Origin of the sequence: Cetobacterium sp. 2G large, assembly GCF_014250655.1 — a bacterium.
Lineage (GTDB): Bacteria > Fusobacteriota > Fusobacteriia > Fusobacteriales > Fusobacteriaceae > Cetobacterium_A > Cetobacterium_A somerae.
This window is the reverse complement of the sequence record NZ_JACHTH010000005.1, coordinates 1357141-1376267: the sequence shown is the minus strand read 5'-3', so window position 1 is coordinate 1376267 and position 19127 is coordinate 1357141. Positions and strand designations below refer to the sequence as shown.

Below are 19127 nucleotides of genomic sequence, written 5' to 3'. Positions count from 1 at the left end.
CCTTGATTTTAATTTTTACAAGAAAAATAACTTACTTTATATGTTAATACTGTAGATTTAAAACTTTTTGTTAAAGAATAGTTAGAGCTTGAAAAGCCAGTTACTCCAGTCTCTTTTAAATGTTTTAAAGCTTTTAGAGGAGTAGAAAACTCTAGAGTGAACTCATCCTCTTGAAATTCAACAAAAGTATAGTATTTTTTTAAAATTTGATAAATCTCTTCGGTACTTTTATAATCTAAAGATACTCCAAAATGATTAAAAATTTCAACTAAATTTCCCTTTGAATATATAGAGAAAACTAAATGTGAAGTATTTTTAGAAGTTTTATAAATGAGATTTTCTAAGTTTTCAACCCATTGAAAAGCTGAACTAGAAACAATTAAAGAATAATTTTTTATTGTTAGTGTTTCCATATTTTCAACAAAAAAATCTCTGTATGATATATTTGAAAAAAAATCTTGAGTATTAAAAATATCATTTAAATCCAAATGAGTGAAATTTAAATTTTCACAGAGAGTTTTAGTAAAAATTCCTGTACCACATCCTAACTCTAAAATAGTATCATATTTTTTGGATTTATCAATAAATGTTAAAAGTTTTTTAGCTACTTTTTTTTGAGTAACTGCATTTTGGTCATAATTTTTAAATTGCTTATCAAAATTCATTTTCTTTACCAATGATATCCCTCCAACTTTTTATAACATTAAAAGGATAGTGACTACATTGAAGGGTAATGATAGTACTAGCCTCTTTTTCGTAAAACTTTAATTGTTTTGAGTAAGGAATGATTCGATCATGTTCTCCAAGAAAAACTTTATCAAAAGTATAATGGTTATTAGGAGAATTATAAAGAATATTTTCTAACTCTGTTTTTAATTTGTTTAAATTTGGAGTTTTACAAAAATACTCTAAAGGAAGTTCCATATTAGTATAGAATTTTTTTAAATTATCTAATGAAAGAGTTTCTAGAGTAAATCTAAACATTTTTGAAGATATCCCATATTTACCAATAATATATGGGACACCGTTTATGGCTATGGATGAACAGTTTAACTCCTTATTTTCTAATAAAAATTTAGAAGCATAGTAAACACCAAAGGACCAACCAATAACATAAATTTTTTTATATTTAGAGAAATCGAGATTATTAACAATATAGGGATAATTAAGACAATGAACTTCAAAGCAGTCATCATAAATAAGATTTTCTACAATGTTACTATCCATTCCCCATCCGTTAAAAAAAAGTATTAAGTGCATAATTTAACTCCTGAAAAAAATCAATTATATTATTTTTTGATAAACTAGGAGATAAGCCGATTCTAATTCTAGATGTTCCCTTAGGAACTGTAGGTTCTTTTACTCCATAAACAAAATATTTCTTTTCTTTTAAATAGTTAGTAATCTTATCCAATCTTTCGTTATCTCCAATAATTATAGATATAATGTGTGTTGTAGATAAAGTGTTCATATTATATTTTTTTATTAGAGAGTGAGCTAATTCTTGTAATTCAATAAGATATTGACGTTTATCTTTAAATAATTCCATTTTTTCTAAAATAAATATATTCCAAGCTATATTAATAGGAGGAAGAGCTGTGGTGTAAATAAATTTTCTTCCTTTATTAATGATGTAATCTTTGTATAGTTGATTACAGATTAGATATGACCCAGTTGATCCTCCACCTTTTCCAAGAGGAATTGTAAGAAAGTCAATATGTTCAACTAACTTTTTACTATGAGCCATTCCGTAAGAGTAAACACCAAAAGAGTGAGCTTCATCAATAACTAATGAAAAATTGAACTCTTTTTTTAAGCTGATAAGCTCTTCTAAATGGACACAATCTCCATCCATACTATAGATAGTTTCTGAAATAACAAAAATATTTTCAAATTTATCTTTATTTTTTTTTAAAAGTATTTTTAGATGGCTAAGATCAAGATGTTTGTATCTTAATAAAGTTGCTTTGCTGTGTAAGATGCCATCGTGAATACTTGCATGATTTAACTTGTCACTTATGACTAAAGTTTTTTCATCACAAAAGGTTTCTATAACACAACAGTTGCAATCGAAGCCACTATTAAAAAATAGGACAGGTTTTTTATATATATTTTCAGCTAGCTCTTCTAATTTCATAACTAAAGAATATGATCCGCTAATTAGTCTAGAAGAACTAGAAGAAAGTGCTAGATTTGGATATTTTTTATAAAACTCTTCAATTAAAAGTGCGTTATTGCCAAATCCCATATAATCATTAGATGAAAGATTTAAAAAATCTTGATTTAGTATAGTTAATTTTCTAAAACGATTTTCATCTTTAAAATTTTCTAACTCTTTTTTTATTTTTTCTTTTAACATAGTTAATCACCAAAAATATTATACCTAAAAAGATAAAAAAAAGCCATTAGAAAGAAGGAATAAATATTAGATGTAAATATATACTTCAAAATTAAATGTGCACTTTTTAATAAATGTTGCATTTTTTATATTTAGGTGGTAACATTATTCTAATAAAACAAAGTTATTTTTAAAAATAAAGTGCGCACTTAAAAAAAGGAGTTAATATGCAGTTAACGGAAAGACAAAGAGAGATTGTAGAGATAATTAAAAAAAATGGGCCTATAACAGGAGATGAAATAGCTAAAATGATATATATTACTAGATCAGCTCTGAGAACAGATTTTTCAATTTTAAAGAAAATGTCAATAATAAAATCAAAGCAAAAAGTAGGATATACCTATAATGAAGCTTTTGTAGAATCAAATAATAAAACACTAGTAAAACATATAATGGGAATACCAATAACTATAGATGAAAGCTATTCAGTTTACAAAACAGTACTTCTTATGTTTGAAAAAGATATAGGAACAATATTTATAACAAAGGATGGGAATCTTTCAGGTATTGTTTCAAGAAAAGATTTGCTTAGAATCGCTATTGGGAAAAGAGATATCGAGCAAATACCAATAAATCTTATAATGACAAGAATGCCTAACATAGTATTTTCTACAGAGGATGAGACAATAGAGGACTGTGTGAAAAAAATAATTGAACATCAGATAGACTCAGTACCTGTTGTTAGAATAACAGAGAAGAATGGAAAGGATATATATAAAGTAGTTGGGAGATTTACTAAAACAAATGTGAGTAAATTACTACTTGATATATTAGAAAATAAGAACAAAGAAAAAAGTGAATAGTTTTAATTAAAATAAATTAGAAAGTTCAGGAGAGAGAAAATGAAAAATATTTACTTATTTAATGAAGGGTATGGTTTAGAAAAAATGATATTAGGTGGAAAGGGAGCCAACCTAGTAGAAATGAAAAAGATAGGACTGCCTATTCCAAATGGGTTAATAGCAACAACAGTAGCTTGTAAAAATTATTTTAAGAATGAGAATTGTTTATCAGAAAATATGATAAAAGATATAAAAGAGGGAATAAAAAAATTAGAAATAGAAACAGGTAAGGAGTTTGAGGGAGAAAATCCTTTACTAGTTTCAGTGAGATCAGGTGCACCGGTATCTATGCCAGGAATGATGGATACTATTCTTAATTTAGGATTAAATGATAATACAGTTCAAAAATTAATTGAGAAAACTAAAAATGAAAAATTTGTATATGAAATATATTTGAGATTTATAGAGATGTTCGCAGAAATTGTAAAAGGAGTTTCAAGAGAAAAGTTTGTAAAAATTAAAGATTATTCTAAAGAGAAAACTTACAAGGAAATAATTGAAACTTTTAAAGGGTTATACTGGATTGAAACAGGTGAGTTTTTCCCAGAGAATCCAGAGGAACAAATTTTAATGGCAATTGAATCTATCTTTAAATCTTGGAATAATGAAAGAGCAAAAATATATAGACAACTAAATAATATAGATGAAAGTATGGGGACAGCTGTTGTAGTTCAAGAAATGGTATTTGGTAATTTTAATGAGCTATCAGGAACAGGAGTAGCTTTTACAAGAAATCCATCAACAGGAGAAAATGAATTATTTGGAGAATATTTATTAGAAGCTCAAGGAGAAGATATTGTAGCAGGAATAAGAACACCACACTCTATTGAAACAATGAAAAACCAACTTCCAAATATTTATGAAGAATTTTTAAGTATTGCAAAATCATTGGAAAAGCATTATGGAGATATGCAAGATATTGAATTTACCATAGAGGATGGAAAATTATTTATACTTCAAACAAGAAATGGAAAAAGAAGTCCAAATGCATCTATAAAAATAGCTGTAGATATGGTAAATGAAAATATTATAACTAAAGAAAAAGCTATATTAATGGTAGATACAGAATTATTACCTCAAGTTTTCAATGGGACATTTGAGGAGGCTGATATAGTTGGAAAAAAGTTTCTAGGGAAAGGATTACCAGGTTCAGCGGGAGTAGCTGTGGGAAAAGTAGTTCTTTCCACAGACAAAATAAAAGAAGGAGAATCTGTAATTTTAGTAAGAGTGGAAACTTCCCCGGAAGATATCAAAGGCATGAGTTTAGCTAAAGGAATCGTAACTGTTAAAGGAGGAGCAACATCTCACGGAGCTGTAGTAGCTAGAGGAATGGGAAAATGTTGTGTAACAGGATGTGAAGAGATAAAAATAGATTCTAGCGAAGAGTTCTTTACTATAAATGGAGAGAGAGTTCAAGAAGGAGAGATTATATCTATAAATGGATATAATGGAGATATTTATAAAGGTGCCATAAAACTAAAAATGGGAGAGCTTAGTGAAGAGTTAAAAGAGTTTTTAGAATGGTGTAAAGAGATTAAGACTTTAGAAGTTAGAATGAATGCAGATACTCCAACAGATGTAATAGTTGGAAAAGGTTTTGGGGCTGAAGGAATAGGACTTTGTAGAACAGAACATATGTTTTTTGAAGATGAAAAAATATGGAGTGTTAGAGAGATGATAATTGCTAATACAAAAGATGATAGAGATAAAGCTTTAGAAAAACTTTTAGAGCTTCAAAAAATAGATTTTAAAAAGATGCTCCATAAATTGGGTGGCTTACCTATGAATGTGAGACTTTTAGATCCTCCATTTCATGAGTTTTTACCTAAAACAGAGAAAGATATACAAAAACTAGCAGTGTTATTAGAAAAATGTCCGAAAGAGATTGAAAGTAGAATAAAAGAGTTAAAAGAAGAAAATCCAATGTTAGGACATAGAGGATGTAGATTAGCAATTACTTTCCCTGAGATATATGAGATGCAAGCAAGAGCTATAATAGAGTCAGCTATTGAGTGTAAAGGAGAGGGCGGGAGTTGTGAAATAGAGATAATGATACCTTTTATTGGAGGTATTAGTGAGTTTAAATATATAAAAGATGGAATTTTAAAAGAGATTGAAAAAGTTTTTAATGAAAAAAATGAGAAGATAGATTATAAATTAGGTACTATGATGGAACTACCAAGAGCTTGTTTAATAGCTAATGAAATTGCTGAAGAAAGCGCATTTTTCTCATTTGGAACGAATGATTTAACTCAAACAACATATGGAATATCAAGAGATGACTCTATAAAGTTTATAGATCATTACAAAGCTAAGAATATAATGAAAAGAGATCCATTTCAATCAATAGATACACGTGGAGTTGGTAAATTAATAGTTTTAGCTAAAGAGTTAGGTCAAAGCGTAAAACCAAATATAAAAATAGGAGTTTGTGGAGAGCACGGGGGAGATCCTAAGAGTATTGAGTATTTCAATGAGTTAGGATTCAATTATGTTAGTTGTTCACCGTTTAGAGTTCCAATTGCAATAGTTGCATCAGCACAAAGTGCCATACTAAAAAGGATGAGTTGATATGAATATAAAAGAGGAAGAATTAAAATACTTGAAACTTTTAGCTAAAAATTTTCCAACAATTGCTGAAACAGCCACAGAAATAATAAATTTAGAAGCAATTTTATCTTTACCAAAGGGGACGGAACATTTTATAAGTGACATACATGGGGAATATGAAGCTTTTAATCATGTTTTAAAAAATTGTTCAGGTGTAATAAAAGAAAAAATAGAAAATATATTTATAAATTTACCTGAAAAGGAAAAAAATCAATTGGCAACGGTAATATACTATCCTAAAGAAAAAATAGAACTTATTCAATCTATAGGCATAGATATGGAAGAGTGGTATAAAAAAACTATACCAAGAATATTAGAAGTTTTAAAAGTAGTTTCCTCTAAGTATACAAGATCAAAAGTAGGAAAGGCTATGACAAAAGAATTTTCCTACATCATTCAAGAACTTTTATACGAGCGTGCTGAAGAGCAAAATAAAAAGGATTACATAGAAGGTATTATAAATACGATAATAGATATTGGAAGAGGTAAGGAGTTTATAATAAATGTAAGCATGCTTATTCAAAGATTAGTTGTAGATACATTACATATAGTGGGGGATATTTATGATAGAGGACCATATCCACATAAAATAGTGGATAAACTTATGAAATACCATAATGTGGATATTCAATGGGGAAATCATGACATATTATGGGTAGGTGCAGCTTGTGGGCATGGAGCTTGTATAGCAAATGCTATTAGAATATGCTTGAGATACTCTAATAGAGAGATATTAGAAGATGGATATGGAATAAATCTATTACCTTTGGCAACCTTAGCTATGGAGTTTTATGGTGATGATTTATGTAGTGAGTTTAAACCAAAAACAAAAGATAAGAGTAGTGATGAAGAGTTGCTTTCTAAAATGCATAAAGCTATCTCAATTATTCAATTTAAGTTAGAGGGAGAAGTAATAAAAAGAAATTCAACATTTAATATGGAGGATAGACTTCTACTTCATAATTTAGATAACTCATATTTAACATTAGATAGAGATAATCTTTATAGTTTAAATGAAAGAGAAAAAGAGGTAGTAGAGGGATTAATGAGAAGTTTTAAAAATAGTGAAAAACTTCAAGAGCATATAAAGTTTTTATTGGAAAAAGGAAGCGTATATTTAAAAAAGAACTCAAATCTATTATTTCATGGATGTATGCCGTTAGATGAAAAAGGTGGATTTAGAGAGGTAGATATTTTTGGAAAAAAATATTCAGGAAAAAGATTATTTGAAAGATGTGATCAACTTTGTAGAGAGGGATACTATGATGAAAAAAGTATTCAAGGTAAAGATTTTATATGGTATCTTTGGTGTGGGAAAGATTCACCACTTTTTGGAAAAGATAAAATGAGAACTTTTGAAAGATATTTTTTCTCAGATAAAGAGAGTCATAAGGAGAATTATGATTATTATTATGAATTTTCTGAAAACAAAGAGGTTGCTGATAGAATATTAAAAGAGTTTGGAATACTAGATGAATATTCTCATATAATAAATGGCCATGTTCCAGTAAAGGTAAGAAAAGGTGAAACACCAATAAGAGCTCAAGGGAAATTAATTCTTATAGATGGTGGATTTTCAAAAGCTTATCAATCTACAACAGGAATAGCAGGATATACTCTAATATTCAATTCTCATGGAAAGAGATTAGTTTGTCATAAACCATTTGAAAATATTGGAGATTCTGTGGAAAAATGTTTAGATTTTCAATCTACAACTGAGATTGTAGATAGTAAAAAAGAAAGATTAAAAGTAAGAGATACAGATATAGGAAAAGATTTAGAGAGCCAAGTTAAAGAGTTAAAAAAGTTATTATACTGCTATAAAATGGGAATAATAAAAAGTGTATAAAATAAGGAAGGGATAGTCCCTTCCTTATTTTGAGTCTTCTTCAAATTTTGTGTAAATTCTAAAAAATTAGAGTAATATTTTATATTTTTTAGGGATGATTTTTTTTAAAGTCATCCCTTTTTAAATATCCATTTTTACATATTTTAGTGTAACTTTAACAAAGTGGACGAATTTTCCACTTTATTAATTTTATAAATTCATACGCTTAATTTTAAATTCTTCCTTCAAAATATATTTGAAATTGTGAAATCATTTGCCCCCAATCTCTTTGACGGCTTGTCCATTTTTTAGTAATGTCTTGTGTTGCTAAGTAAAGCATCTTTAGTAAACTATCATCTGTTGGGAAAACTGACTTGTTTTTTGTGACTTTTCTTAGCTGCCTATTGTATCCTTCGATTGTATTTGTAGTATAAATTAAGGTTCTTATTTCTTGAGGATATTTAAAATATGTTGATAATCTAGACCAGTTATTTTTCCAAGATATTGCAATCTTTGGATATTTTTTACCCCATTTTTCGTCGAATAACTCTAAGTTTAATAGCGCGCTCTCTTCTGTAGTCGCTTTATACACTAGCTTTAGATCAGCGATTAAAGCCTTTATATCTTTATATGATACAAATTGTGTAGAACTTCTTATCTGATGAATTATGCATTGCTGAATTTGAGTTTGAGGATAGACAGCTTCTATAGCATTGGCAAACCCTATAAGTCCATCAACACAAGCAATTAATATATCTTCAACTCCTCTTGATTTAAGTTCATTCAGTTTACTAAGCCAAAACTTAGCAGATTCATTTTCTCCAACCCACATTCCAATAACATCTTTCTCTCCAGATGAACTAATTCCAATAGCTATGTATACAGCTTTTTTTACAATTTGTCCTTCACTTCTTACATGATAGTGGATAGCATCCATAAAAACAATTGGATAAACTGCCTCTAAGGGACGAGTTTGCCATTCTTTAACAAGAGGAAGGATCTTATCAGTAATTCTAGTAATAGAACTATCCGAAACTTGATAACCATAGATTTCTTCGATATGTGACTCAATATCACTAGTTGTCATTCCTTTAGCATACATAGAAATTATTTTAGCTTCTAAGTCTTGCCCAATTGTATTTTGATGTTTTTTGACAACTTGAGGTTCGTATTCGCCATTTCTATCACGGGGAACATTAACCTCAATTTCACCAGCGCTACTTTTAAGTTTCTTAGAGCTATAGCCATTTCTTGAGTTGTTAGAATCTTTATTTCGATAGTCATACTTAGTATATCCTAACTCCTCTTCTAGCTCTCCTTGATAAAACTCTTCTATCATAACCTTCATCATATCTTTAAAAAAAGTATTAAGATCATCAGGACTAGAGATAGGATTTTGTTTCAAAAATTCTCTCACTTTAATTCTTTTTTGCTTTTCTTCTTCAGACATATTTCTTCTCATAAAAAAACCTCCAAGTTAGATAATTTAATATTACCCCAACTTGAAGGTTTACACAAATATTTAATTAGACCCCTTATTTTATTTGCTTAGAATATTATTCAATTTTGTAACAAAGTCTAATGGATTTTCAAGAGCAAATCCTTCTATTAATAATCCTTGATTGTAAAGAATATCTGATAAATCTTTTAGTTCAGCTTCTGAAGCGTTTTGTAGTTTGTTGAATAGTGGATGATTTGGATTTATTTCTAGAACCTTTTCAGCTTTTACACCTTCATTACCTGGAATTTGAGATAAAAGTTTTTCCATTTCTAAAGAGACTTCACCTTTAGATGATAAAGAAACAGAACTATCTCCAAGTTCAGGATTTAATTTGATTTCAACAACTTTTTCTTTTAATGTTTCTTTTATTTTATCAAGAAGAGATTTATTTATTTCAGAAAGTTTTTTAATTTCTTCTTTTTCTTCTTCAGTTTCAAAAGTTACCTCAGTAACTGATTTAAATGTCTTTTCTTTGAAAGTGTTCATAGTTTTTAAAGCAAACTCATCAGCACCCTCTGTAAGATATAAAACTTCAAAACCTTTATTGATAACGTTTAAAACCTTAGGCATTTTTTGAAGAATATCTAGATTTTCACCAACTGCATAATAAATTTCCTTTTGGTCATCTTTCATTCTGTCTACATACTCTTTAAGAGATGTATAATCTAAATTCTTAGAACTTTTGAAAAGAAGAAGATTTTCTAATTTATCTTTATTTAACCCAAAGTTTTCATGAACACCAAATTTAATATGTCTTCCAAAAACTTCCCAGAATTTTATATATTTATTTCTGTCATTAGCCATTAATTTTTCAAATTCGCTTATAATTTTTTTCTCTAAATTTTTAGATATAGCCTTTAATTGCTGAGTTTTTTGTAAAATTTCTCTTGATATGTTAAGAGATAAATCATCTGTATCAACTAATCCTTTTATAAAATTAAAATATTGAGGAATTAGTTCTTCACATTTATCCATTATAAAAACATTTTTAGTATATAGCTGAAGTCCTCTCTTGTATTCTCTTGTATAAAGATCGTATGGAGGAACTTGTGGTATAAATAAGATAGCATTATACTCTAAATTTCCTTGAACATTAAAGTTAAAATGTAAAAGAGGGTCTTGCCAATCGTGATAAGTAGATTTATAAAATTCATTATAATCTTCATCTTTTAATTCATCTTTAGGTGTTTTCCAAATAGGTTTAGTTGAATTAATTCTTTCATCTTTTAACATTATTGGATATTTAACATAATCAGAATATTTTTTTATAAGGCCTTTGATTTTATATTCATTTAAAAATTCTTTATCTTCATCATTGTCTTTTAAATATAAAGTAATTGAAGTTCCTCTTTCTGTCTTATCAATCTCTTCAATTTCATAACTTCCTTCACCTGTAGATGTCCATCTAACTCCTTTATCAGAATATGGTGATTTAGTTTCTAAAATGATCTTGTCAGCAACCATAAATGCAGAGTAAAAACCAACTCCAAATTGCCCGATTATATTTAAATCATTATTTTTCTTAGCTTCTTCTAGTGAAGATAAAAATGCTTTTGATCCAGATTTAGCAATAGTACCGATATTTTCTACAACTTCCTCAAAAGTCATACCTATTCCATGATCAGTAATAGTTAGAGTTCTTAATTCTTCATTAGGAGTAATAGTTATACAAAGTTCTTCAGAAGAATCTAAGATATGAGTATCTGTAAGAGCCTTGAATTTTAATTTATCAGTGGCATCACTAGCATTTGAGATAAGTTCCCTTAAAAAAATTTCCTTATGAGTGTAAATAGAGTGTACCATAAGGTTTAAAAGTTCTTTAGTTTCAGCTTGAAATACTTTTGTTTCTTTTTTCATTGTATCCTCCTTAAAAATAGCACTCCACATATAACGTGGCTAATAAAATATATATCATAAATTTAGAAAAAATGTCAAGAGTTTATAAAGAAAAACTTGTATTTTATAGTTGTTTAGTATATAATCTTTATGTAATTAGTAAAGAATATAAAAAGGTTGGTAAATAGATGATTTTTCAAAGAACAGAGTTGTTGATAGGTACAGAAAACTTAAATAAGTTAAACAGTTCCCATGTGCTTGTATTTGGAGTGGGAGGAGTAGGTGGATTTGTAGTAGAAGCTTTAGTTAGAGCTGGTGTTGGGGAGTTGACAGTTGTTGATTTTGATACAGTTGATATAACAAATCTTAACAGACAAATAATCGCTACTCAAGATACTGTTGGTAAAGACAAAGTTGAAATTATAAAAGAAAGAGCTTTATCAATAAATCCAAATATAAAGATAAACGCCTATAAAGAGAAATTTTTTAAAGACAAAAGAGAAATATTCTTTTCAGAAAATAAAAAATATACTTATATTGTTGATGCGATAGATATAGTTACAGCAAAATTAGATTTAATAACTATAGCAAAGGAATTAAAAATTCCAATTATATCATCAATGGGAACAGGAAATAAAATAAATCCAACAATGTTAGAGATTACAGATATATCAAAAACATCTGTTTGCCCATTAGCAAAAGTTATGAGAGCAGAATTAAAAAAGAGAAGAATTCAAAAGGTAAAGGTACTATTTTCAAAAGAGCTACCAATGAAACCGAAGAATTTAGAGAATAATAGAGAGAAGCAAAATAACGTAGGAAGTATATCTTTTGTCCCATCTGTAGCAGGTCTTATAATTGCAAGTGAGGTTATAAAAGATATAACTGGTTTGAAAAATTTAGGAGGAAATTAATTATGAAAAAAATAGGAATTTTTTATGGAACAACATCAGGAATAACAGCTGGAATAGTTGATGAAATAGAGTTTTACTTAAGAGGAGAGGAATACGAGGTTTTTGATGTAGCAAATGGAATTGATGAGATGGAGAATGTTGAAAATCTAATTTTAGTTTCACCAACTTATGGAGTTGGAGAGCTACAAAAAGATTGGGAAAATGTGTATGATAAATTAAAAAGTTTAGATTTTACTAATAAGGTAGTAGGAATCGTAGGTGTAGGAAATCAATTTGCATTCGGTGAGTCATACGTTGGAGCAATGAGAAAATTATATGATGCAGTTATAGCTAAAGGTGCTAAAGTGGTAGGATTTACTTCAACAGAAGGATATAGTTATGAAGAAACTGAATCAGTTGTGGATGATAAATTTATTGGTCTTGCTTTAGATGAAAGTAATCAAGATAATGAAACACCTGATAGAATCAAAGCGTGGATAGAAGAGATTAAACCTCTATTTAATTAAGGAACAATTATGAAAAAATATCAAACATTAAATAAAATTGAAGTAAAAGAACTGCTAACACAGGAGAATACAGTACTTTTAGATGTACGAACAGAAGATGAATACTGGGAAGAATCAGTTGAAGATAGTTTAAATGTTCCACTACATGAATTAGAAGAAAGAGTTATTGAGCTAGATAAAAGTAAGACGTATATAACTTTTTGTAGAAGCGGAGTTCGTTCTAAAACAGCAGCTTTAATTTTATTAGAAGAGGGATTCACAAAAGTTTTTAATTCTCAAGAGGGAATATTAACTTGGAAATAAAAATTGACAAAATTATTTTCATATGTTACCATAATGAAAATAAAAAATTAAAGGAGAGTTCTAATGAGAAAAGATCAAGTTATTTCAAATAGTGTAAATAGACAACCCATCCCCCCTAGATAGGGATTTGTGTTTTAAGCATTAGTTTATGTTTAGATACAGATCCATTTTGTGTTACGATTTTGGATCTGTATCTAAGGGGAAATAACTTTTAATAAAAGATTATTTTTAATAGGATTCTTTTGATGAGGGTCACTTAGGTACAAAACTGTACTTGAGTGACCCTTTTTTATTTTTATTAAAAATTTGGGAGGAGTATAAAATGATAGGAGTAGAAACATTTATTACATTTGGAGCATATTTATTATTTTTAATAGGAGTAGGAGTTTATTTTTATGGAAAAACCTCCAGTTCTGAGGATTACTTAATAGGAGGTAGAGGAGTAGGAAGTTGGGTAACTGCGCTATCAGCACAAGCTAGTGATATGAGTGGATGGTTATTAATGGGATTACCAGGAGCAGTATATCTTTCAGGATTTGGACAAATTTGGGTTGTAATAGGTTTAACCGTGGGAACATATTTAAATTGGAAATTTATAGCTCCAAAACTTAGAGTTGAAACTGAAATAGAAGATACCTTAACTTTACCAACATTTTTAGAAAAAAAATTAAAAGATGATAAAGGAACAATAAGAAAAGTTCTAGCTTTAGGAACACTATTTTTCTTTACAATTTATTCATCATCTGGACTAGTAGCAGCAGGAAAACTATTTGAATCAATACTTGGAATTGATTACAAAGTTGCAGTAATAATTGGTACAGTAACAATAGTCGTGTATACATTTATGGGTGGATATTTAGCTTCGTGTTGGACAGATTTTTTTCAAGGAGGGCTAATGTTTTTAGCTATAATAGCGGTTCCGTTAGCAGCATATTATAAAATTGGAGATATTGAGACAGTTAGACAAGGAATTGAGTTGAAAGGAATTTCATTTAATATATTTAAACAAAATGGAGAGAATATAGGAATATTAGGAATATTGTCTTCTTTAGCTTGGGGACTAGGATATTTTGGACAACCTCATATTTTAGTTAGATTTATGAGTATAAGTGATGTAAAAGAATTAAAAAAATCTAGAAGAATAGCTATGATATGGGTAATTATCTCTTTAATTGGAGCAATAGCAATTGGACTTTTAGGAATACCACTTTTTAAAAATGTTGCAGAGTTAGGAGGAGATGCAGAAAAAATATTTATCTATATGATAAAAGAGTTGTTTAATCCTTGGGTAGCAGGAATTTTATTAGCTGCAATATTATCAGCAATAATGTCAACGATAGATTCACAATTGTTAGTTTCATCAACTACTTTAACAGAAGACTTTTATAAATATATGAAAAAAGATGTTTCTGACAAAGAGATAATGTGGGTTGGAAGACTATGTGTTGTTGTAATAGCTTTATTAGCATTACTATTTGCATTAAATCAAAATGCTAAAGTACTATCATTGGTAGCTTATGCTTGGGGAGGTTTTGGGACAATATTTGGACCAGCAATAATATCGGTACTTTATTTTAAAAATGTAAATAGCAAAAGTGTTTTATCAGGGATTTTAGTAGGAATGTTTGTATTTTTAATGTGGAAAGTTTTAGGATTAGATAGTTATATGTATGAGTTATTACCAGGATTTTTTACTAATCTAATAACAGTTTACATAGTAGAGAAAGTAGTTTTTAAAAATGTAGTTGAAGCCTAAAAAAAGGTGCGAAATTATTTTGCACCTTTTTCTAAATTAAGTAAATGGGATTTTATAGATAATCCATAGGCATATCCAGTTAGTTTACCATTGGAACCAATTACTCTATGACAAGGAATAACTATGGGGATGGGATTTTTATTGTTTGCTAATCCAACGGCTCTACATGCCTTAGGATTGCCAATAGCAATTGCAATATCTTTATAAGTTTTAACTTCTCCATAAGGAATATTAAGCAATGCTTTCCAAACAGATTTTTGAAACTCTGTTCCAATAGGATTTATTTTAAATGTAAATTTTTTTCTCTTGCCTTTTAGAAATTCATCAATCTCTTTAAAGGATTCTTCTAAAAGTTTTGTAAGCTTAAAAGTTCTATTTGAAGTAGGTTTGTTAAGTTCAATTTTAATAATTTCATTATTTAATTCTTCAATTTTAAGTAAACCAAATGGAGTGTCAAAAATATAAAAATAACCTGGGATAATATTTTTCATAAACTCTCCTTAAAAAATTTTTTATCTAAATTGTACTTAAAAAATATAAATAAATCAAGGTTAATTTAAAATATATTTTGTTCACTTATTGTTTAAAACTTTTAAAAATGAAGTGATTATAGTATAATAAGACGTTATGGTTTTTATAAATTAAAAGGGAATTAAGTGAAAAGCTTAAACGGTCACGCCACTGTAAAATGGACAAAAATAGATAAACCACTGGGAAACTGGGAAGGGCTATTGGAGGATGAAGTTGAGTCAGGATACCTGCCATAAAAATAAACTGCGAGTGACAGAATGGGAGGATTAAATTAAATGAAAAAAAGATTTTATATTGCAGGACTGATTCTTGCATCTAGTTTATCAATGGGACAAGACAAGGTTGTGAAATTAGAAGAAAGTGTTATAACGAGTGAAAATACAGAGACAACAATAGCAGATATACCTAAAAATATAACTGTATTAACAGGAGAAGAGATAACGCAAAGGGGAGCGAAAACAGTAGCAGAAGCTTTAAAATTAGTATCAAGTGTTATTGTAAAAGAGATGGGTGGAGCAGATGCCGCTTTTGATATAAGAGGTCAAGGGCCTACAGCAAAGTCAAATGTTATAGTATTAGTTGATGGAGCGCCAATTAATTCGATTGATTTATCAGGATATCAAACAAGCAATATTCCAGTAGATAATATAGAGAGAATTGAAGTAATACCTTCTGGAGGCTCAGTTTTATACGGAGATGGAGCAGTTGGAGGAACAATAAATATAGTGACAAAAGCACCTGAAAATAAAAAAAATTATGGAAGCTTAAATAGTGAAATAGGATCTTATGGATTAAAAAAACAGCAAATTACATATGGAACTAAAATAGGAGAAAAGCTTTTAGTTGAAGTAGATTATTTGAAAAAAGAAAAAGATGGATATAGGGATTATTCTAAAGATGATTTACAAAGTTTTGGATTTAGAAGTAGATATAAACTTAATGATGGAGAGTTAAAATTTAAATATAATTATTCTAAAAATGATTTTAAAGCTCCGGGAGCATTGACTAAAGATGAAGTTAATGAAGACAGAACACAATCTAATCCAAATGCTTGGAGAATTGATGGAAAAACAGAGAAAAATAATTTTGTAGGAGATTACTTATATAATATAAATTCTGATTTAGAATTTAAACTATTAGGAAGATATGCTCATGAAAACTACTCTTCAAATGGAAGTAATTACAAGACAGAAGTTAAATATTTAAAGCCACAACTTAAATATTCATATTTAGATGAGAATTATGTTGTATTTGGTGGAGACATTTATCAGGGAGAGACAAGAGATTTTGCTTATGGAAATGGAAAATCTGAAAAAAACTCTTTAGGTGGATTTATAATAAATAGTTCTACAATAGAGAAGTTTAGATTTACTCAAGGATACAGAAGACAAAATATTGAATACAAGGGAGATAGATTTGTAACAAGAAAGTTTAAAGAAGATGCAATAGAACTGACAGGAAGCTATTTATATTCTGATTCGGGATCTACATATGTAAGTTATACCAAAGGATTTAGAGCACCTAATACAGATGAAATAAATGCTTGGGCAGGAGAATTTAATCCTCAAAAAACAGAAACTTATGAAATTGGAGTAAAGGATTTTGTAGGGAATACATATATCTCAACATCAGTATTCTATATAGAAACAGAAAATGAAATTTTCTATGGAGTAAATAAAAACGATGAATTTAATAAAAATAGAAATTTAGATGGAACAAGTAAGAGAAAAGGAATAGAGTTTTCTTTAGAACACTATTTTGATAAATTGACAATATCGGAATCAATAACTTATATGAAAACAGAGTTTAAAGAAGGGAAAGATATTCCTGGAATTCCTAATATAAAGGGAGTATTAAACTTTAATTATAAATTTAATGAAAAATTAAGTATGAATAACTCTTGGGAATACTATGGAAAATCTTACGATAGTAATGATGAAGCCAATGAAAGAGAGAAAATAGATAGCTATTTATTAAGTGGATTAACTTTTGTATATGATTTTCAAGATGGATTAGTTATAAATGCTGGAATTAATAATTTATTTAATGAAAAATATTATGATTATGTAGGATATAGTAGTTATAGTAAAACTCGTAATTACTACCCTGCACCAGAAAGAAATTATTATATTGGATTTAAATATAGTTTTTAATAAAAAATGCTCTTTTCAAGATATGAGAAGAGCATTTTTTACATATGTGTTATAATTAAAATATATTTTTATAGAAGAGGTGGGCGAGTGTTAAAAAAGGTATTTATGTTAAATATATTTGTATTTTCAATTGGATATTCAAGAATATTAGTAGATGGAATTGGTCGTAAAGTTGAAATTCCTGAAAAAGTAGAGAGAATAATTTCAACAGTTCCATCAAATACAGAGATAATAGTAGATATGGGATTAGTTAATATTTTAGCTGGAGTAGATATATATTCTGAAAAAATATCTAAAGAATTAGAAGGTAAAGGAATTTTAAATACAGATAGATTGAATGAAGAAAAAATAATGGAACTGATGCCAGATTTAGTTATAACATCCCAACACAATCTATCTAAAGGAAAAGAGAGCTTAAATATTTTTGATGAGGTTGGAATTCCTATTTATGTAATGAAAACTCCAAATTCATTAGAAGAAGTTAAAAAATCTATAGATGAAATTGGAAATCTTTTAAATGAGAGAAAAAAGAGTGATAATTTAAAAAATAATTATGCTGAAGAATTAGAAAAGTTAAAATCACAAAAAGAAAGGCAAAAGCGAGTATACTTTGAAATTTTAAATAATCCTATATATACAACAGGAGGAAAAACATTTTTAAATGATGTTATAGAAAATGCTGGTGGAAAAAATATATTTGAAAATCAAGAGGGATGGATTTCGCCGACTTTAGAATCTATTATTGAAGAGAATCCTGAATTTATATTTGTAGGTGAGGATAGAAAAGAGATTATAGAGGATATAAAGACTAGACCAGAATGGCGAGAGCTTGATGCTATAAAAACTGGAAAAGTGTATTTTGTAGACGAAGGGATTAATAGACCATCAACAAGAGTTTTAAAATCTTTAAAACAGATGAAGGAAGTGCTTTCCAATGATAAGTTTTAGTTTTATTCCTAAAAATGGAGAGGAAGAAAAATTTTTAAAAATATATGAAAAATTAAAAAACGAAGGTATAACAGGTATAGAAACAATAATTGGGGATCATTTACCTTTAGAAAGTTATGAAAAGTATCCTGTAAAAGGAGTTCATCTATTATATTATCCGACTTGGCTAGAGTTTTGGAGAGAGGATATGGAAAAGGTAAGAGAAGATTTTTATGATGATGAAGGGATATTAAATTATTATCGTTCTTTTAAAAAAGAGATTTTGTTAGAAACTTTTAAAAAACAATTTGAAGATGCTAAAAAAATTAAAGCAAAGTATTTAGTTTTTCATGTTTCACACGTAAGACCTAAAGATATATTTACATGTAACTTTGATTATACATCTATAGAGGTATTAGATGAAACTTTGAAAATCGTGAATGAAGTTTTTAAAGGAGATGGACCTTTACTACTTTTTGAAAATTTACCATGGCCAGGATTAACTTTAAAAGACTACGAATTAACAAAATATTTTTTTGAAAGAGTAAAGTATGAAAAAAAAGGGTTTTTATTAGACTTATCTCATATAATATGCACAGAAAAAAATATAAAGAGTTTTCAAGAAGCAGATCAATATATTTTGAATAAAATAAAAGAATTAAAAGAACTAAATAAATTTATATATGGTGTTCATATAAATGGAATAGAATTTAAAAATTATTTTGAAAAAGATTTTTCTAACGAAATAAAAGAATGGTTAAGTGAAGATAGAAATGGAAAATTTAAAATTGAATGGGAACACATGAAAAATCTTGATCCACATAAGATTTATAGAGGGAATTTAAAATTAATATTAAATGACTTACCCAATTTAAAATACATAAATTTAGAGCTAAATTTTCAGTCCTTAGATTATTTAGAAGAGGTCGTTAGAGAACAATTAAATTATATAAAATAAATTCTTAAAAGATAAAAAATATGATATACTTTATATTATAGAATGTTAAGATTTTCGCGGGAGG

The 19127-nt window shown here is 28.1% G+C and carries 16 protein-coding genes and 1 riboswitch; of the genes, 10 read left to right on the top strand and 6 right to left on the bottom strand.

Annotated features, from left to right (window positions below; translation table 11 throughout):
* Positions 1-8: 8 nt before the first annotated feature.
* Genes H5J23_RS09345 through H5J23_RS09335 form a run of 3 tightly spaced genes read right to left on the bottom strand, consistent with a single transcriptional unit; the run spans position 9 to position 2359 of the window.
* Complete coding sequence (locus H5J23_RS09345) at positions 9-677, bottom strand: methyltransferase domain-containing protein (protein ID WP_051364169.1); 669 nt, start codon at positions 675-677, stop codon at positions 9-11.
* Complete coding sequence (locus tag H5J23_RS09340) at positions 655-1260, bottom strand: pimeloyl-ACP methyl esterase BioG family protein (protein WP_185891875.1); 606 nt, start codon at positions 1258-1260, stop codon at positions 655-657. Before H5J23_RS09340 ends, H5J23_RS09345 begins: the two co-directional genes overlap by 23 nt.
* A complete protein-coding gene (locus H5J23_RS09335) occupies positions 1238-2359 on the bottom strand; it encodes an aminotransferase class I/II-fold pyridoxal phosphate-dependent enzyme (protein WP_185891873.1) in 1122 nt (373 codons plus the stop codon). The genes H5J23_RS09340 and H5J23_RS09335 overlap by 23 nt, the downstream gene beginning before the upstream one ends.
* Before the next feature lie 206 nt (positions 2360-2565).
* Between H5J23_RS09335 and H5J23_RS09330 the strand changes: the two genes are divergently transcribed.
* The 3 genes from H5J23_RS09330 to H5J23_RS09320 are packed head-to-tail and all read left to right on the top strand — an operon-like array spanning position 2566 to position 7699.
* Positions 2566-3201 (top strand): helix-turn-helix transcriptional regulator, encoded by a 636-nt coding sequence (locus H5J23_RS09330; RefSeq protein ID WP_185891871.1) that lies wholly within the window; start codon positions 2566-2568, stop codon positions 3199-3201.
* 39 nt (positions 3202-3240) lie between these two features.
* Positions 3241-5811, top strand: a complete 2571-nt coding sequence (ppdK, locus tag H5J23_RS09325; protein ID WP_185891869.1) for a pyruvate, phosphate dikinase — start codon at positions 3241-3243, stop codon at positions 5809-5811.
* 1 nt (position 5812) lies between these two features.
* Positions 5813-7699, top strand: coding sequence for a fructose-1,6-bisphosphatase (locus tag H5J23_RS09320; RefSeq protein ID WP_185891867.1), 1887 nt, complete (start codon positions 5813-5815; stop codon positions 7697-7699).
* Positions 7700-7910: 211 nt separating this feature from the next.
* Here H5J23_RS09320 and H5J23_RS09315 read toward each other — a convergent pair whose 3' ends face one another.
* Both H5J23_RS09315 and htpG read right to left on the bottom strand, forming a co-directional pair.
* Positions 7911-9128: an IS256 family transposase gene (locus H5J23_RS09315; RefSeq protein ID WP_221892802.1), complete on the bottom strand. Its 1218-nt coding sequence runs from the start codon at positions 9126-9128 to the stop codon at positions 7911-7913.
* Between the two features lie 90 nt (positions 9129-9218).
* Positions 9219-11036, bottom strand: coding sequence for a molecular chaperone HtpG (gene htpG, locus H5J23_RS09310; protein ID WP_185891865.1), 1818 nt, complete (start codon positions 11034-11036; stop codon positions 9219-9221).
* A gap of 167 nt (positions 11037-11203) precedes the next feature.
* On the opposite strand from htpG, the gene H5J23_RS09305 reads away from it, so the two are divergent.
* The 4 genes from H5J23_RS09305 (at position 11204) to putP (ending at position 14494) form a co-directional block, all read left to right on the top strand.
* Entirely contained in the window at positions 11204-11929 is a 726-nt protein-coding gene (locus tag H5J23_RS09305; RefSeq protein ID WP_023051000.1) for a ThiF family adenylyltransferase, read from the top strand.
* 2 nt (positions 11930-11931) lie between these two features.
* The gene (locus H5J23_RS09300) at positions 11932-12435 is read left to right on the top strand and encodes a flavodoxin (RefSeq protein ID WP_023050999.1); all 504 of its coding nucleotides are present in this window, start codon (positions 11932-11934) and stop codon (positions 12433-12435) included.
* A 9-nt stretch (positions 12436-12444) separates the two neighbouring features.
* Positions 12445-12738, top strand: a complete 294-nt coding sequence (locus tag H5J23_RS09295) for a rhodanese-like domain-containing protein (RefSeq protein ID WP_023050998.1) — start codon at positions 12445-12447, stop codon at positions 12736-12738.
* 322 nt (positions 12739-13060) lie between these two features.
* Positions 13061-14494, top strand: a complete 1434-nt coding sequence (gene putP / locus H5J23_RS09290; RefSeq protein ID WP_185891863.1) for a sodium/proline symporter PutP — start codon at positions 13061-13063, stop codon at positions 14492-14494.
* A gap of 14 nt (positions 14495-14508) precedes the next feature.
* Here the strand turns inward: putP and H5J23_RS09285 are convergent, their stop codons facing one another.
* The gene (locus H5J23_RS09285; RefSeq protein ID WP_023050996.1) at positions 14509-14985 is read right to left on the bottom strand and encodes a methylated-DNA--[protein]-cysteine S-methyltransferase; all 477 of its coding nucleotides are present in this window, start codon (positions 14983-14985) and stop codon (positions 14509-14511) included.
* Positions 14986-15105: 120 nt separating this feature from the next.
* Positions 15106-15275: riboswitch (cobalamin riboswitch) on the top strand.
* Positions 15276-15300: 25 nt separating this feature from the next.
* Here H5J23_RS09285 and H5J23_RS09280 point away from each other — a divergent pair.
* The 3 genes from H5J23_RS09280 to H5J23_RS09270 all read left to right on the top strand — a co-directional run bounded on the left by H5J23_RS09280 (position 15301) and on the right by H5J23_RS09270 (position 19063).
* Positions 15301-17178 (top strand): TonB-dependent receptor, encoded by a 1878-nt coding sequence (locus H5J23_RS09280; protein WP_023050995.1) that lies wholly within the window; start codon positions 15301-15303, stop codon positions 17176-17178.
* 87 nt (positions 17179-17265) lie between these two features.
* On the top strand, positions 17266-18126 hold the full coding sequence (locus H5J23_RS09275; protein WP_023050994.1) for an ABC transporter substrate-binding protein: 861 nt from the start codon (positions 17266-17268) through the stop codon (positions 18124-18126).
* The gene (locus tag H5J23_RS09270; protein ID WP_185891862.1) at positions 18113-19063 is read left to right on the top strand and encodes a TIM barrel protein; all 951 of its coding nucleotides are present in this window, start codon (positions 18113-18115) and stop codon (positions 19061-19063) included. The genes H5J23_RS09275 and H5J23_RS09270 overlap by 14 nt, the downstream gene beginning before the upstream one ends.
* Positions 19064-19127 lie beyond the last annotated feature (64 nt).